At 45.4% G+C, this 15,147-nt stretch carries 18 protein-coding genes and 1 tRNA gene; 4 read left to right on the top strand and 15 right to left on the bottom strand.

Annotation, left to right across the window (positions count from 1 at the left end):
- From IPJ71_17260 to IPJ71_17235, 6 genes are all read right to left on the bottom strand, one after another.
- Entirely contained in the window at positions 1–1,551 is a 1,551-nt protein-coding gene (locus tag IPJ71_17260) for an IS66 family transposase (protein MBK7845397.1), read from the bottom strand.
- A complete protein-coding gene (gene tnpB / locus IPJ71_17255; protein ID MBK7845396.1) occupies positions 1,511–1,957 on the bottom strand; it encodes an IS66 family insertion sequence element accessory protein TnpB in 447 nt (148 codons plus the stop codon). The genes IPJ71_17260 and tnpB (IPJ71_17255) overlap by 41 nt, the downstream gene beginning before the upstream one ends.
- Before the next feature lie 9 nt (positions 1,958–1,966).
- Positions 1,967–2,347, bottom strand: coding sequence for a hypothetical protein (locus tag IPJ71_17250; GenBank protein MBK7845395.1), 381 nt, complete (start codon positions 2,345–2,347; stop codon positions 1,967–1,969).
- Positions 2,348–2,420: 73 nt separating this feature from the next.
- Positions 2,421–2,750, bottom strand: coding sequence for a transposase (locus IPJ71_17245; GenBank protein MBK7845394.1), 330 nt, complete (start codon positions 2,748–2,750; stop codon positions 2,421–2,423).
- A gap of 32 nt (positions 2,751–2,782) precedes the next feature.
- Entirely contained in the window at positions 2,783–3,139 is a 357-nt protein-coding gene (tnpB, locus tag IPJ71_17240) for an IS66 family insertion sequence element accessory protein TnpB (GenBank protein MBK7845393.1), read from the bottom strand.
- Positions 3,136–3,438 carry a hypothetical protein gene (locus IPJ71_17235; GenBank protein ID MBK7845392.1) on the bottom strand — a complete coding sequence of 101 codons (303 nt, stop codon included), beginning with the start codon at positions 3,436–3,438 and terminating at the stop codon, positions 3,136–3,138. Before IPJ71_17235 ends, tnpB (IPJ71_17240) begins: the two co-directional genes overlap by 4 nt.
- A gap of 510 nt (positions 3,439–3,948) precedes the next feature.
- Here IPJ71_17235 and IPJ71_17230 point away from each other — a divergent pair.
- Positions 3,949–4,989 carry a hypothetical protein gene (locus IPJ71_17230; protein MBK7845391.1) on the top strand — a complete coding sequence of 347 codons (1,041 nt, stop codon included), beginning with the start codon at positions 3,949–3,951 and terminating at the stop codon, positions 4,987–4,989.
- 6 nt (positions 4,990–4,995) lie between these two features.
- Here the strand turns inward: IPJ71_17230 and IPJ71_17225 are convergent, their stop codons facing one another.
- The 8 genes from IPJ71_17225 to IPJ71_17190 form a co-directional block, all read right to left on the bottom strand.
- Positions 4,996–5,154: a hypothetical protein gene (locus IPJ71_17225; protein MBK7845390.1), complete on the bottom strand. Its 159-nt coding sequence runs from the start codon at positions 5,152–5,154 to the stop codon at positions 4,996–4,998.
- Between the two features lie 85 nt (positions 5,155–5,239).
- Positions 5,240–5,313: transfer RNA gene (locus IPJ71_17220), tRNA-Cys, on the bottom strand.
- Positions 5,314–5,393: 80 nt separating this feature from the next.
- Positions 5,394–5,678, bottom strand: a complete 285-nt coding sequence (locus IPJ71_17215; protein ID MBK7845389.1) for a hypothetical protein — start codon at positions 5,676–5,678, stop codon at positions 5,394–5,396.
- A 19-nt stretch (positions 5,679–5,697) separates the two neighbouring features.
- Positions 5,698–6,849 carry an ATP-binding protein gene (locus IPJ71_17210; protein ID MBK7845388.1) on the bottom strand — a complete coding sequence of 384 codons (1,152 nt, stop codon included), beginning with the start codon at positions 6,847–6,849 and terminating at the stop codon, positions 5,698–5,700.
- Between the two features lie 157 nt (positions 6,850–7,006).
- A complete protein-coding gene (locus tag IPJ71_17205) occupies positions 7,007–7,879 on the bottom strand; it encodes a tyrosine-type recombinase/integrase (protein MBK7845387.1) in 873 nt (290 codons plus the stop codon).
- A 116-nt stretch (positions 7,880–7,995) separates the two neighbouring features.
- Positions 7,996–8,652 (bottom strand): hypothetical protein, encoded by a 657-nt coding sequence (locus IPJ71_17200; GenBank protein MBK7845386.1) that lies wholly within the window; start codon positions 8,650–8,652, stop codon positions 7,996–7,998.
- A 119-nt stretch (positions 8,653–8,771) separates the two neighbouring features.
- A complete protein-coding gene (locus IPJ71_17195; GenBank protein MBK7845385.1) occupies positions 8,772–9,407 on the bottom strand; it encodes a hypothetical protein in 636 nt (211 codons plus the stop codon).
- Between the two features lie 86 nt (positions 9,408–9,493).
- Positions 9,494–10,273 (bottom strand): hypothetical protein, encoded by a 780-nt coding sequence (locus IPJ71_17190; protein MBK7845384.1) that lies wholly within the window; start codon positions 10,271–10,273, stop codon positions 9,494–9,496.
- Positions 10,274–10,911: 638 nt separating this feature from the next.
- Between IPJ71_17190 and IPJ71_17185 the strand changes: the two genes are divergently transcribed.
- Together IPJ71_17185 and IPJ71_17180 are read left to right on the top strand one after the other, a co-directional pair.
- Entirely contained in the window at positions 10,912–12,153 is a 1,242-nt protein-coding gene (locus tag IPJ71_17185) for a M48 family metalloprotease (protein MBK7845383.1), read from the top strand.
- A gap of 685 nt (positions 12,154–12,838) precedes the next feature.
- Entirely contained in the window at positions 12,839–13,984 is a 1,146-nt protein-coding gene (locus IPJ71_17180; protein MBK7845382.1) for a hypothetical protein, read from the top strand.
- 14 nt (positions 13,985–13,998) lie between these two features.
- On the opposite strand, the gene IPJ71_17175 is transcribed toward IPJ71_17180, so the two are convergent.
- Positions 13,999–14,715: a hypothetical protein gene (locus tag IPJ71_17175; GenBank protein MBK7845381.1), complete on the bottom strand. Its 717-nt coding sequence runs from the start codon at positions 14,713–14,715 to the stop codon at positions 13,999–14,001.
- Between the two features lie 42 nt (positions 14,716–14,757).
- Between IPJ71_17175 and IPJ71_17170 the strand changes: the two genes are divergently transcribed.
- Positions 14,758–15,009: a hypothetical protein gene (locus IPJ71_17170; protein MBK7845380.1), complete on the top strand. Its 252-nt coding sequence runs from the start codon at positions 14,758–14,760 to the stop codon at positions 15,007–15,009.
- Positions 15,010–15,147: the final 138 nt, after the last annotated feature.

Below are 15,147 nucleotides of genomic sequence, written 5' to 3'. Positions count from 1 at the left end.
TTACCTCGTCGATTGAGTCTTTGATTCCTTCAAAATCCTGTATTCATTGGGAGTTATAACTTCTTTGTTATGAAGGATACTAACGACCAGATTTTTCAAATATTCCCTGGGACTTATTTTGTTGAGTTTGCAGCTCTCCACGATCGTGAACATGATCGCATTTGTCTTTGCGCCTCGGTCGGTCTGGGTTCCGTACCAAGTCTTTCTGCCAATCACAGGATTTCGAAGAAGTCTTTCCTGCGGATTGTTATCAATCGGAAGATCCGGATTGTCTAAAAACCGAGTCAATGCCTCATAGTTTTTTGTAAAATAGTTCATCGCCTCAACGATTGAGCTTTTTGAAGAGTAACTATCTGTATTCTGCACACAGAACGATTTAATTCTATCAAATAATGGCTTCATCTGGCTGCGCAAAGCCAAAATCTCATCTGGCGGCTTTTCTTTAGCTTGGCCTTCGAGATAGTAAATTTTTTTATATAGATCTATATACACCTGGGCATCGATCATCTTCTCCCTGGCCTCTTTAAATTTCCTCCGTGCGTGAGCATTGCAATAGACCTGCTGAATAAGACTCAATTTATTTTGCAATCGATAATCGTTCGTATCCTTCACTGATTTGTTATTGCCACTAAATGCATCACTCACCAAATACTCACATTTTGAGTCTTTCAATAGCTCGCTGATCACCTCACCAGATCTGGTCCCATGAACTTCAAAATAACTGGCGATTTTATTTGAAAAACCCCACAGGTAATGGGCCTGATTAGGCTTCTTCAGCATTCGATGTCTTGTATCGTCGACATGCAAAACATGACTCGGCTTAATCTCTTTGTCTAAAATCCTATCAACTGCCGGCTCGGCAAAATCCGCAAGTTGATGTGTCGTCTCAATCAAACTATTCTGAGGCAGGTCTTCCAGACCCTCGCGGCCAGCGATAGAAACGTATCTCTCAATCGGAACCAAGTCACAGTACTTGCTCATTGCCACATCAATCATCAGCTCATCAGAATAACTTCCACCAGGCATTATTCGTGGCAATGTGGGCGTAGTGACCATCGATCCATGGCATTTGCCACATCGATACTTTTTACGACGAGTTCTGCGTACAAAAAACTCCCGCGGATCCAATGTTAAACATTCACTCACTTCATACATTCCAGAGTCCATTGTCTCTGAACCACAACAACTACAGACTGGCAGCGTCTTCAGCTCCAAATCCTCAACCTCTATTGCTAAATGTGGATATCTTTGGCTGGGAAGAAGGACCCGGGTCTTTGGAGTCTTTTGAGGATATTCTGGGATCTGTAGATCCAACTCAGAGGGGAGTTCCTTTTCCGAACTGCGACCAAAAAACTTCTTTTTTAAGAAGATATATTTATCATCAATCAACAAACTCTGCTGCCCGGCTTTCTCTGCCTGCAGACGAGCCACTTCTTTTTCAAACTGTTTTATCACCCGGGCCTGGGCCTCGTTAAACTCGATCAGCTCTAACTTCGTCAGAGACTCGAATTTATGGCATGGAATGGATTCGAAAATTTGATCTTGCTTCACATAAAATAAATTGAACTACATCGAGGCCTGTTGCAACTCTTGACTCATTGGGAATTTTTTTATTTATTTCCCGAGGGCTTTCAATAAATCTCTTCTCAAGGTTCGCACCTTCAAAAAATAATGCAAACTCCGCAGCCGTCAGTACAATTTTACCTCTGAACATCGGATTGATCTTGGAAAACGTGCTCTTTTCCAAACGCTTACATAATAACACCAATCCCGTGCCGTCGTAGTACAGACATTTGATCGCCGATCTTCTGGAATTAATAAATACAAACAAATGGCCACTAAATGGATCCTCACTTAAAATATCTCGGACTTTCGAAAACAAAGTGTCATAGGAAGCCCGCATATCTGCAGGCTCCTTGGAGACAAAAATCTTTGTTCGTCGATTAAAATTTAACATTTACTCCCTTTAGGCGACTCTCTTTAAGAAATCCACCAACCGCTCCACTTGGCTAAACCTGATCAATTTCCCATTGTCCCATACAATCTCAACCCCCTGACAGGGGCCACTGACTAAAAAGGTTGAACTCGATGGAGATTCCTGCAACTTAATCTCCTTGAAGGCCTCTTCTGGAAAGTGACCCTCTCGTTTTAACTTCTTTGCTCGTCCAATAAGGCCTGCCATTTTCCTGTAGTCAGCCCCCAGCGCAGCATGAAATCCGCTGGCCGGGCCTGTCCATTGCTCCCATGCCATTAAAATATCTATCAAGAGCTCATCTGGAACTCGCGTCAACTTCCCCTTTGGCGTTCGATAGCAACTCATTCGCTTCTTCAAAACCTCTAAATCCACTCGACACCTCCTGTGTTCGTGGATTCAATTTACCAGATTATTTATATATAAAAATGTGGGGCAAGTTGATGGGTTACAGGCTCTCGGGTATTGGACGACGATGACCCCGCTTCCTTTTATGCGCAGGAACCGTGACTTCGATCTGTGCCTCATCCTCTTCAGGTGTCCCTTTGGAGGCTTCAAGTTCCACTTCGTTGAAGAGAATCTTCTGCTCGGGCGACACCCAAGTCTCCGACTTTTTCCCAAACTGCGCCCGCTTAAGAGAACGGATCTGCTCATGCAGCCAAGTGACTTCACTTTGCAAGAACTTGATCTTCTCTTCATCAAGACGAACACGCGCTCTCAGTCCTTCATTTTCCGAGGACAACTGTTCTTGTTTTGAAAATAACTCCTGCGCTTGCATGCGAGGGACTCTTCAACATTTTCTTTGAAAGATCAACAGACTCTTTCAAAATTTATTTCTGAAAATGGCCTCATTTTCCAAACATCATAACCTTCCAGAAGCCAACTCAATTGCTCTGTGGATATATGGACGACTTCCTCCACAGATTTCTTCGGCCATGGGAACTTTTCCACATCCAACTGCTTTTGCCATAGACAGAACCCACTTCGATCAAAATACAGAATCTTGATCGTGTGCCGTCGTCGACCACAGAACACGAAAAGATTTTTCCCACTCAACTTTCCCATTTGGGCACTCTCCACAATCTGACTCAACCCCGGAATCCCACGGCGTAAATCCACAGGATCCCGATGCAGAAACACTCCCTCAAATTGGCTGGGAGATTTCATCGGGTACCTCCCTGCAGATAAAAAATCAGCTCGGCCACCCACTGCGCGTCAGGAAGTGAATGAGCTGCTCTTGGTGTCTTAACTTCCACTGGCACAAAAGTTGAGCTCAAGGACCTTCGACGTCGATTACCCCCGCTCTTGCTTCCCCTCGATAGTCGATACTTCCAATTCTTGAAAGCTGTGTTGTTCAGCCCCTCTTGCCGACAGAACTCGGTCTCGGGGCCAGAAAAACTCTCTGCCTCCCTGATTTTGGTCTGCCAATATTCCTTAGTTTTTAATCTTTGCTCAGAATTTTTCACTCAAGCCTCCTTGGATGCGGAGTAATTTATGGGAAAAATTCAAGTCAGGGAAATAGGGTTTATGGAGCGCTCAATCCAGACCGACCAAATTATTGAGTCTCAGTTTGTTTGAGAACCTAAGGTGCGGAGAATAGCGCCTAGGCCAGACAGCAGAGCGACAAAATAAGGCCAATCAGGCCCTTGTGCCTTGAGACTAAAGGGCTCTGCATTTGTGAGTCGGGTGCTTCAAAAAGGGCATCGTGACAAATAGAATTAGTTTATATTAGAATTGCATTTATGAAACTGACCGATCACGACGACCGGGGATCGATTTCTTACAAGAAGAAAATTGTAAAATCTCGCGACTAAGCGACCAGATTAGGTACTGTCACCGGACACTGGATTCTTCCGCCGTCACGATCGCGCAATCGAACCCGCTGAAACTTCAAGCATTCATTCACCACTCGCCGGGAGCCACTGTGGGGCGCTCATTGAGCAAGGCTTGGTATAACAATTGCAAGGTGATTCTAAATGCCTTATCTATTTCGCCATTATCCCATCCTCTTGCCGTTCCTTTTAATGACCTTAGTTGGCCGAGAGACTTGGGCTGCGAGAACAGATTTTCTTTCTATTTGTGGTCTCTTTCTAAGCTCTGACCAGACCATCGTAAAGGTGGGGAATTTCCAAGTTGACGGTCAGTTCCTGCGATATTCTCCATATCGCTATAACGGTGATTCTTTTCCACTTCGTTTCCGCACTTTTAAACCCAAGGACGGAGTTGGCCATTTAATTGTTGCTACCAGACTGGAAAGCAAGAGATCCGCAACGCCGGTCAATTATTTGCCATCTTTATGGCAGGCCATTAGGACCTTTCCTGAGTACTTTGCAAAATTTGATTTTTATGCCGATAACCAAACTATTGTGATGCCAGACATTGATCGGTTAAACATTCTGAATAAAGATGGAATCCAGTTTCTGGGCGTGCCTTACTTCGGCAGTCAGACATTTTCTGAGATCGCTTTTATTAGTGCCGTCAAACGAGGATTTGTACTCACGGCAGTAAGGGGCGATCTACTTTTTCATGATCGACTGGAGGAGCACCTGGTCGGTACGCTATTAATGCCCCGAATTTTTTTTGACAAAGCGGTTCACTATACCCACTTTGAGCAGGCTTGGCTCGCCTTGAAGTCTGCTCACAACTTAATTGATAATGACATGTTCCGAAGCTTTCAAGGATTGATAATAGGCCACCGCGGAATTGGGTATCTTTGGGATAGAGCCACAGGCAGGCTCGGAAAGTTCATTGCCGAGCATGAAAGAGCCGCCTACCCGGAGGAGGAAAGCATCTTCGGGCTCACGAAACTATTGCTTGAGATCGATGCGATTCTGCAGCCAGGCATGGAAGACAGCTCCCTAAATGAACGTTTGCGGTACCGCAGTCCTAAACAGTTCGATCAAATGACGAGCGACCTGGAGCCTCTAATACAACGCTATAAAGTACAGCCGGTTACTCGGGAATGGGCGCGCGAACAAGCTGTTGCTCTTCTAAAGAGACTCTACAATCGACAATAAGACGCATCAGTGATTTGGACTTAACTCAAGCGAACCGCGTCGGTAAAGCCAAGCAATTTCGGTTCTCCACGGTTGGCAGTGGGATGCTCGCAGTGATTTCCCGACATCTACGGCAACACTCTCACGACTAAAGTGATCTCCTATCGTAATTCTTTTCCTTTTCATGCACGCCTTCCTTTCTTTTTTGGAAGGCTTTGTCACGACGCTTCTGACATTTGGAATGGATCGGAATCTTCAGATCAGGTTAATTTGGAGGTGGCGGCCGGATTCGAACCGGCGTTCACGGATTTGCAGTCCGGTGCCTAGCCACTTGGCTACGCCACCTCACCAGGCAATACGAAAGTTGGATAAAATCAAATTCGCCTCCAAAACTCAAGTCCTATTCAATGGATCGGATAAGTTGCTCACGCGAAAATCTGATTGAGGTTCTCGAAGTTTCTCCACGCCCACTGTGATGCCTCATTGAGATGAGGTAGTTGGATGGATAGGTTTTCATCCAAGTCGGCCAATGTTCTAGCCACCCGCATCAGAGCTCGCATGCGGCGCCGAGAATCCCCCATCGTGGGTAAAAGATTTTCTCTTACAAAGGGAGGCAGAGTCTGGGAGATCCTTGTCTCATCCGTCCTGCCGTTAACTTCGAAAGAACCATTTTCTTGAATTTCTGTCGTCTGACGATTTCGCTGAAACAAACGGGCTCTTTCGACATGTTCAAAAAATGCTTTGCATGGATTCCATTCTATCATTTTTGGAATGAGCTTGCCCCGATCTTGCCCAATCGCTGCTAAAAGCCAAAACATCAAATCGATCCAACATGGGACCACTCATTCTCTCTAAATAGGATCGACAGCGAGTCAGACTAAATCGGCACGGGGCTCTGCGTTCTGGAACCAAACGCCCACAATGACAAAGGTTGGTCGTGGCCAATAAGAGAAATCTGGCCGGTAAAGTCTGATTTTGACCTCGGCGAGAAATGATAATCTCTCCACTTTCAAGTGGTTCACGCAAGGATTCCTTTACTTGAGCCGGAAATTCTAAAAACTCATCCAAAAGAAGCAGGCCTCCGTGCGCCCGAGTAATTTCACCTGGAAATACCGGGAATCCCCCGCCAATCATCGAACTTGGAGTCACACTGTGGTGAGGCGACACAAATGGCCGATAGGGCGTTGAATCGCTAAACCAACGTTTGACCCGCGCCATCTCGGGCCACAAGTGAGAGGGAGGAGGCCCAAGAAGAGCATGCAGTCCTCTTGCAAGAGTCGTTTTGCCGGAACCTGCGGGACCTGCAACCAATGTCGCATGCTCTCCGAGTGAAACTATTTTCAAAAGTTTAGCCGCTTCGGTCGGAAAATCCAACTGAGGCAAAGGAGTCGCCTCGAACTTAAAATCACAAAGGGGTTTGGCCTCCAATTTTTCTGGACATCGCAAGCCCTTAAGGTCCTTGATCATGAGGAACGACCACGGAAGCTGTTGATCATGATTCCCAGTAAAAATCGGAGCCTGAGTGGGGTGATTAAACAATGAGTCCAGGTCACCAGGTGCATAGACTTTCCCATCTAGTCCGAGCTCTCCGTAGACATAAATGTCCTCACCAAGCCCCTCTGGCGGCCTCATCTGGCCCGATTTCCAGAGGTAGGCACAGGCAATTGCGAGCTCCAATCCCCGACTTGATTTTCTCCAGTGTGAGGGTCTTAAATTAATAAGAATCTGTTGCCCGGCCGGCCACTTAAACCCCTGAGTCTTGAGGGCCGATTTAATCTTAAGTCCACTTTCGCGTATCGCCGTATCTGGCAAGCCCATAATCTGAAGCTGATTCGCCCCTGGGAGCAGATTCAGTTCAACCTCAATAGAAACTAATTCCATTCCTTTTCGTACAAATGAATAAATTCTCATGGATTCCAGTCATGCAAAGGAGGTGGAAGCGAGAAGTCCTTTATTTCTGTGATGGCTTGACTCTCGTCCAGGGCCCGAATTGGAGCGGACAAACCCAAACCCCAAGGATAAAATTAAGATTTCGCCTTTATTTTTCTGGAGGCTCAGACAAAGGATGATGTCGATCGATCTCTTCTCGAATTTTTTTTGCCGACACTGTTGTATAAACCTGAGTTGTTTGAATGCTCGAATGTCCAAGAAGTACCTGAATCGATCTGAGGTCAGCTCCCGATTCAAGGAGTGCCGTTGCGCAACCATGCCGAAATCGGTGAGGCCCCATCGGTTCGTCGAAACCTGCCTTGATAGACCAAGCTGACAACCAGCGCCAAATGTCGACCCGAGAAGGGCGATGACCTCGATCATTGAGCAAAACCGCCGAATTCTCGCCCTTCACAAGATGAGGCCTCACTTCCACCAAGTAATCCCTTAGCTCGCGCATGAGCTTGACCGTTAAGGGGATTAATCTTTCCTTGCCACCTTTGCCAAGAACCTTAATCCATGCTTCGGTTTCATTGATGTCAGACAAATCAAGTCCCACGAGTTCACTGACCCGACAACCAAGGCCAAAAAGCAACAAGAGCGTGATCTGATTGCGTGCTGTTCGATAGGAATTTTCCACTTCACAGGCCTGAATAAGACGATGAAACTCGTCCGCAGTGAGCCCTCGAGGGAGAGTGACATTGACTTTCGGAGGACGCAATTGCCTCAACTCCGGAACTGTCACTCCCTGCTTTTCACAAAAGCGAAAAAAGGTTCGCAGGCTGCTGACCACCCTTGCCTGAGACCTTACACTCAAGCCTCGCTGACTCAAAAATTCATAAAGTCTGGAAATATCGGAATGTTTATTTCGAAATTCTTCAAATAGCTCCAAGTCACGACGGTATGCCATAACGGTATTAAGCGACCGTCCTCGTACATGCTGCAAATCATCGAAGAACTCAACCCAGTACTTTAGTGCCATAAAGAATGCGCACTATATCAGAAATCACCTTTAACACCAAAGACTTTTCTGGATCCTTGTCATCCCTGCTCTGGTCTCTTCTATTTTTTTCTAGTTCCAGAAATACTCACCAATGCTCACTCGCCTTCGAAACCAACTAAAGTTGAAATTTTTCCGAGAAAATCTTCGTTGTTGTTCGCATCAAAATCCCAAAGACTCAGTTGAATTGTTCCCTTTAAATCATCAGTTCCGTCAACAAGATCATAGCTCCTGACCAAAATAGGCTTGCCACTGCCGTCAGACATCTCCACTTCAAATTCCTCACCATTCACAATGCCATTTCCACTTTGGCTGACAAATACCTTTGTCACATGCGCTGTCTTTCCCTTAAGCACAAAATCAATGAGAAGAGCATTCTCGTGCTCTCCAGACTCATTTTTTAAATCTACAAAAATGGCCCTTGCGTTATCCATGTCCAGGGGTGACAAGTCACTCGATTGTCCCATAAAGCTGAAGTCCAAAATAGCCAAAACGCTGGCAGGGGGGCCCATCGTCCCTTGCTGGTCGGACCAGCCTTCCGCAAAATAGAGGACAGCGTTTTCACGTCCCGCCAAAGATAGGAACGAAGACATACCTCCTGCGCCAGAGCTCTGTCCAAATTCGTCTATCATATCCATAAGAATTTTGTCGTCAATTCCAGGATCCGCTTCTCGCCACTGATAGGAGCATCCGGAAGCAAAAATTGCGATTAACAATCCACCTAGTAATGTCCATTTCGCTTTCACATTTTTCATTTTCTTCCTCAACTATTTCACTTTACTCGGCCATCAAATCTCTCGAAGATCTATTTATCGTAGGTCTATATCTCCTAGATCTATTTCCTCATGCATTTAAACAGATCCATTTAATAGATCTAATAGGTAAAGAAAAATTTATTTAAAGGCGGAAGACCCGGGTACCCGGCCACACAGACAACGCTATTAACCGAATCAACGATAACGTCAGCCATGAGACCATAAGGATAAACGCGACTTCCATCATCAATGAGGTTTGGCTGAACACCTCGTATTATTCCATAATCAAAGCGCAAGCGAACGATCGTTCCATCGGTATGACGAGCCTCTAGTGAAAGGCCACGAAATCCACCCAGCGATGCATCCCACTGACCATTTGCCGTTGTGGCAACCTGATAGGCCCCGATGGGCATGGGACAATACTGAGAGGAAACTCGCACCGACATTATTCCAACAGCTGAAACCGGACCACTGTAACCGGAGAATCCCGAGGCACCAGCCGATCCAGAAAATGTAAGGCCTAGCTCGAGACGGTAATTGGCCAGCGTACCTCCATTGAATCCGAGTGCCGCTCCTAGCAGGGTCCCATCAGCAACGCAACCAGGACAACTTGGATTGTATGTATTCCCGGGAGTTGTCGCCGTCTTGCCATCTTTCTTGCCGCAAGCGGTGGTCATCATGGCCAATGAAACCATCAGAAAGGCAAAGAAACTCCAGACAACAAAGTTCTTTATTTGGTATTTTTGATTCTTCATATTACTACCTATTTCCTGTTTTCCTGTTTACCTGTTTACCTGTTTACCTGTTTAAAAAAATCGCAAATTGTTCAATCATTTAACTGTCAATAGTTATCCAATATTTCCGTAACCTCGCCATTAAAGGCCTCATCTAAGATCATTCCAGCAAAACTGCCGAGCTCAACATAACCACCGTCTGGATAAATACTCCGAGTCGTTTCTACTGAACGATCTGTTTTCCATGCCCGACAATCATATGGTCCAAGAGAGACAAACCAACATCGGGTGGGGGGATGAGGAGCATAAGTCAAACCGAAATTCTTAAAATAGACTTTCCCACCCACAAGGTCTTCAGGACCTTTTCCATCACCAAGATCAATCCACTCATCCATAACAACAATAATTCCTCCAAGAAAATCTTCGAAGAAGCCATGGTAGGCGTACTTGTTATCCTTATGTTGCCAAATATTAAATTGAACTTCCTTCTCGCTAGATCCTGAAGTGAAGTAACCTTCTTCTTGGTACCCATTATCAACGTAGCTGATAGTGACAACGCCACCGTACCCATTGCCAGCTTTGGTCAGATTCACATTCAGGCGAATGTCTTTTGGGCTGTTCATTGGACGGCCAGTGTACTCTCCCATGAGCTTATTTTTTGCTCTCTGATCAGCACCATTGATCTTAAGTTCTGCTGATCCTCCCCACTCCCAATTGGATCCTGGACCTTGTCCCGGACCGTTTCCAGGAGGAACATACGGCCCTTGCGGGACCTCAACAACAGGAGGTGCAGCATCTGGAGGAGTCTCTTTCTTCTTTTCCTTCGCACAGCCAGCTAGTACCGCCAGACCAACGAAAGCTACCAGAATGTTTTTTCTTCGCATCATAATCACAACCTCTGTGAAGCCCTACAAACCAGGCTCGTTTCTAACAACCAGTTAGTGCCAGGCCCGTGCCCAAGTGAGACAAATATGCTTAACTGCTTGAAATTATTATATAAATACTCAATTTGAGCACATTGGTAGACACCATGAAGAAGTGTCAAACAGACGGTGTCCAGACATAAATTGTCAATTTCTGTGAAACCCCTCTATTTACAATGGCATAGAAAACTTCGAAGTCTGACTGAAAGCTGACTTTAGTTCCAGAGTCACCTGAGCCCCCAGAATCTTGCATTTGGCAGCATCCGCATAGATCATTATTAACGGAATGAAAAAAGCTAAAGGTTTTGTCAATTCTGCCGACACAGGACTTAGGGAGTTCGAACAATGACTAAAATAAACTCAGCGAGCCTTCTTGCAGCGTGTGCGGTCATCTTTTTTGTAGTGAAGGTCATCATCGGCGTTATGGGTTGAGACCCGAACGATAGGCGAACCTAATAAAAAACCAATCAGGGTTTTTGATCGCCCATTTTTTGGGTGTCTAATGCACAGGAACTCAAATAGTGGCGCAGAATTATACCTCAAACTGTGGCCTATGAATTGCAAAGGTCTCGTTGCGATACACTTCCAGAGGAAGGGAAAAAATGGGTATCAGACGAGCACTTGTAGTTATACCAATTTTTGTTTCTACCTTAGCCAATACCAATTCAGTCTGGGCCAAATATCAGTCGCTTTTGTCTGGCGAAAAGGTGCAACTAACTGAGAGACGTGTCTATAACAACTATAAACTATGGGAATGTAAGGATGACGAACAGAGCGATGATAGATTGATAGAAACTAAAAGATACCTAGGTGATGTAGTTGAACTCGTTATGGATGCAAACCCTGACGTATTTAGGTCGGAATACGCGAAAAGCGAATTTTGTCTATTCGTGCTCAAGGGCGAAGCCGCTAGGGGAAGCATGGCATCCGCGGGAAACATGGGAAATGGAACTCTCAAGTTTTCAAATTTTGTTGATGAATTTGAGAGTGACGCCGAAGTTGCGGCAGTCATTGCCCATGAGTTGGCTCATGTAACTCTGCAACATTATCTTGGGACTCCCTTTCTTCATCCTGGAGTAAACGATCAAGAGATTGCAAATCTACAAAAGATTTATTTTAAGGAACTGTCAAAATTCTCAACGGAATACCTGTCGATTCTTACAAAGCTTGCGTCACATCAGAATCTGCCGGAAACGCTCAAGCAATCTGCGCGGAAACATAGAGATGTTTTTTCGAATTTGAAGCTAATGGCCGACACTCAGATTGGAGTTGCAGTTGACTCCGCCAAAAATGATTGGGATCGCCCTTCTTATTCAGCGGATACTGAGTTTTTTCTTGGTCAACTTGATTCTCTTGTTTACCACAATTATGCCGATCAAATTCGACAACTGGATGAAAGTAAATTAAATAATGCTCTCTCAAATTATATTTCCAGGTTGAAGAGACTTATTGGCGATACCGAATTCAAATATTGGATGGAAATAGAAGCTGATCTTGTTGGGCTTCGATATTATTCACGAGCGGGCTTTGACCCAAATGCTTTGCTAGATCTCTGGGTGAAAAGAGAAAATTCAGCGTCATGGTTGACGGGAATAACTTGTAACCGGCCTGTGCCACTGGACAAAGCCCCAGCCGTACTTTACCCTCTCAAGATTAGAAATAAACTCCTTATCGAACAGAGTCATCCAACCCACTGCTGGAGGGCTTGGAGATTGGCGAAAGAGATTGAATATTTAAGGCAAGAGGGTTGGTCATTTGGTGAAAAAGTAAATATTCATGAAACCAACAATCGCTTGCAGAGAATCAAATTGGAGGGAAAAGATCATGAAAGACTTTCAAAGTAAACTTCAAAATTTCTCGGCCTTAAAAGCCATGATTTTTGCTGGCGATCGTCGTATCTGCCGCACGATATGTGACCCTATGCTATTTCCAATAACCGCATTTGATTGTGAATTAAATGACGTCACCAGTAATTTTGGAGCTGAGTTGAAACACCTATCTAAGAGCAGGATGCATAAGTCACGTCTGTCCGATTATCAGAGGAGCATTGGGCGGAAACGTCCGTCCATTGCTTACTTAGTGCTCGGGTGGTTTTCTGTTTTTTTCTTATATATTTCGCTTATTGGTTGTTCAGTATTTAGGGAGCGGCCGGGCTCGAATTGCTCCGACTATGAACCGTATTGCGCATTTCTAGGTGCAAGGAAAGAGTGCACATACAATTCGAGTGGTTGCAGGTCCTGCACTTGCATTCCAAATCCAGGAACAAACCTATTTGAGCAACAACAAAGAAATCCATAATGCCTGTCCAGTAGACCTTCAATTACCCACAAGTTTCATTCCGTTTTCTTCCGCGACTTGAATTTCTGCGAGTCTAGCATTCCTCTCCATTAACCACACCGGCGGTAAGGTCCATCCCTCTTATGCACAGCTCTCGGAGGTACAGAAATTGCACCTATACCTCTCCACCCTGATTTGTGTGTTTGCGGCTGTAGTTTATCAGGTAACGCTTTCATCAAGTTGGTGATCTTAATGTCTTGTAGAAAACTGAAAGTTCGGATTCATTTTTTAGCCTCAGTCTTCGCAGTCCTGACTCTGAACATAGGAAGTATCCCGGAAGCAAGTGCCTCTCAAGTGAGTCCCTGCCTCTCCACCCTTTTGCAACCGCCACGAAAAGACTCCGGTTTTCGCGGCTTATTTAAGATCAGACAAACTGAATATCCAGATAAACCCACAGTTGTCGAGTCTTCAAGGGATCAGCATGGCCTCATTGAGATCGCAAGAATCCACAGGTGGGGGTGGGGCTCCAACCATCGGTCTCCAGGGGCACAGGATATGATGGGCAACCCTCAGTGGATCTTATTTGCCTTTGGATTGGAGGCCGCTGAATGGATGGGAGTCCGCCAGTTGGGCGAGCGTACAATGACAATTTTTGATGGCGAAAGAGCAAGAAATGTCGTCACTACTTTAAATCAACAAATGATCAAGATGAACCTCGATCCCTTGCCCATCCAATTTTATCAATTGCCTCCCAACGTGGGCCTGCAAGATATTGTTCCCTATCTCACTTTGTTTTCCGATTCCGGATCTCTGCCGATCTCCGGTGAGTTTAATTCCCTCGTCCACGATTTCTCCTACCATTTCTCGTCCATTATTACGCCACCAGTTGTGATCAAGTTGATGAGGATTCAAACTCGTTTTATTTTGAAATTCGTTGAACACCTCTCTTCAACTTCCTTATCTTTTGAAAGTCAGACACAGAGGGATCATATTAAGAGAATAGAAAATCTCCTTCTTACGGCGCAGGGAAAACATATCGATGCAGCAACGGCCCTTTTTCCGAGGCTGTTGAACGGCGAAGACAATTCATTCTCCTTTATGCTTGTTGCAAAATTTGGATCAAATTGCTCTGACGGTAAAACTTCCGGAGAACATGTTGCCGAGGTAATCAAGTCTGTTACAAGGCGTTGGCCCGCAGGCTCAACCCAGGAGGATATGGAGATCATTTCAAGGCGACTGTCCGAGGAACTTGAAGCCTTTTCCAACCTCCACCAAAATGATTCTGATTTTAAATTCAGTTTCGAACCTGATGCGGCAGAACTCCCGGAGACACTCACTCGAAGAAGAGATCAGGTACTCAGGGCCATCGAAGCCATCAAGCATAATCTCAATAAATAAATGAAGTTACCATTTTAAATCAGATTTCTCATGTGTCCCCAAGCCTGCTTCTTTCTCTCAGCTACTTCGGCCCCAGCACCAAGCATCTCCGAGAGGGAGTGGGTCTTTCGCCACCGGCGCTCGGCGTAGATCACGTCGGCGCCAAGGTGAGCATGTGCGATTCCAAACTGATCGGCCCACTGTCTACCAAAGATCAGACCCGATGGTATTCGTATGTTTTCCAACAAAGACCTTAAGTCAGCCTCCGAACCCGATCCTCGTAAATACAGCACTTGATTGGAAAACAAGGCTGTCATTATCCTCGTGAATAGTTCTTGGATTTCGCCAGACATTGGTTCGGGAATATAAACAATAATACTGGCCGAGTCGGGATTGCCTTCGATTCGCCAATTCGAAGAAACAGAGCTAGCCTTTGAAAAGCTCTTCGACAGAAAATGCGGGCGAATGACGTGAGTGAGGCCTAAAACCTGTGCCAAATAAACCTGTTGTGGCGAAAAACTGACATTCACTCTATCCATCAGCGCCAAGCTAACAAAAGGGATCTTGCACGTCACTGAATACCCCAGCGCATCATCATAGACCTCTTGCGCTTGAACGGAACAGGGAGGAACCACTGAACAGCCAGAGAGACTGAGGCATCGAAATAAAGGCCAGGTCGGCAAAGTTTTCCTCCGCCTCAGGACCAAATTGATTCGTATTCCATTGAGTGCCTTTAGAACAAAAAATGACATCCGATAACTAAGCTGTGAATCCTATTTCGAGAAGGAGGGGAAATGGATAACTTAAAAAAGGCAAAAGAAACGAATTTACCGGCCAATGAGCCCCAGGTTGTAGCAGAATTCCACATCAACAGAGTGCCAACCCAGACGGATCAATTCCTGATGGACTACAACCACTGCTGTCTCTGTGGAAGCGAACTCTTGTTTACCCACGTAACGGATTTTGTTGCTTTGCACGTCCAAGAAGAGTCGTATTGTACGAAGTGCAACATTCGCACAAGGCAAAATCACCACGGCCTTCAATAACAGACGATAAGAAAAATAATCATATCAGGTGGAAGCGCTGCGCTAGCCACCTTCTATCTACTGACAGTGAGCCAATTACCTCGCTATAAGTAATTAAAATTGAGCGTTAATGAATACGCTCTCCTCGGAAATGGGGGG

It is taken from the genome of Bdellovibrionales bacterium (genome assembly GCA_016714165.1).
In the GTDB taxonomy this organism is placed as follows: domain Bacteria; phylum Bdellovibrionota; class Bdellovibrionia; order Bdellovibrionales; family UBA1609; genus JADJVA01.
This window is presented reverse-complemented; position numbering and strand designations above follow the sequence as displayed.

Coding starts and splice junctions, on each gene's coding strand:
- IPJ71_17190 (MBK7845384.1), bottom strand. CDS start 10,273: ATGATGCGAAGAAAAAACATTCTGGTAGCTTTCGTTGGTCTGGCGGTA.
- IPJ71_17175 (MBK7845381.1), bottom strand. CDS start 14,715: ATGTCATTTTTTGTTCTAAAGGCACTCAATGGAATACGAATCAATTTG.
- IPJ71_17245 (MBK7845394.1), bottom strand. CDS start 2,750: ATGCAAGCGCAGGAGTTATTTTCAAAACAAGAACAGTTGTCCTCGGAA.
- IPJ71_17225 (MBK7845390.1), bottom strand. CDS start 5,154: ATGAAAAGGAAAAGAATTACGATAGGAGATCACTTTAGTCGTGAGAGT.
- IPJ71_17180 (MBK7845382.1), top strand. CDS start 12,839: ATGTCTTGTAGAAAACTGAAAGTTCGGATTCATTTTTTAGCCTCAGTC.
- tnpB (MBK7845393.1), bottom strand. CDS start 3,139: ATGAAATCTCCCAGCCAATTTGAGGGAGTGTTTCTGCATCGGGATCCT.
- IPJ71_17185 (MBK7845383.1), top strand. CDS start 10,912: ATGGGTATCAGACGAGCACTTGTAGTTATACCAATTTTTGTTTCTACC.
- IPJ71_17195 (MBK7845385.1), bottom strand. CDS start 9,407: ATGAAGAATCAAAAATACCAAATAAAGAACTTTGTTGTCTGGAGTTTC.
- IPJ71_17230 (MBK7845391.1), top strand. CDS start 3,949: ATGCCTTATCTATTTCGCCATTATCCCATCCTCTTGCCGTTCCTTTTA.
- tnpB (MBK7845396.1), bottom strand. CDS start 1,957: ATGTTAAATTTTAATCGACGAACAAAGATTTTTGTCTCCAAGGAGCCT.
- IPJ71_17210 (MBK7845388.1), bottom strand. CDS start 6,849: ATGGAATTAGTTTCTATTGAGGTTGAACTGAATCTGCTCCCAGGGGCG.
- IPJ71_17170 (MBK7845380.1), top strand. CDS start 14,758: ATGGATAACTTAAAAAAGGCAAAAGAAACGAATTTACCGGCCAATGAG.
- IPJ71_17205 (MBK7845387.1), bottom strand. CDS start 7,879: ATGGCACTAAAGTACTGGGTTGAGTTCTTCGATGATTTGCAGCATGTA.
- IPJ71_17200 (MBK7845386.1), bottom strand. CDS start 8,652: ATGAAAAATGTGAAAGCGAAATGGACATTACTAGGTGGATTGTTAATC.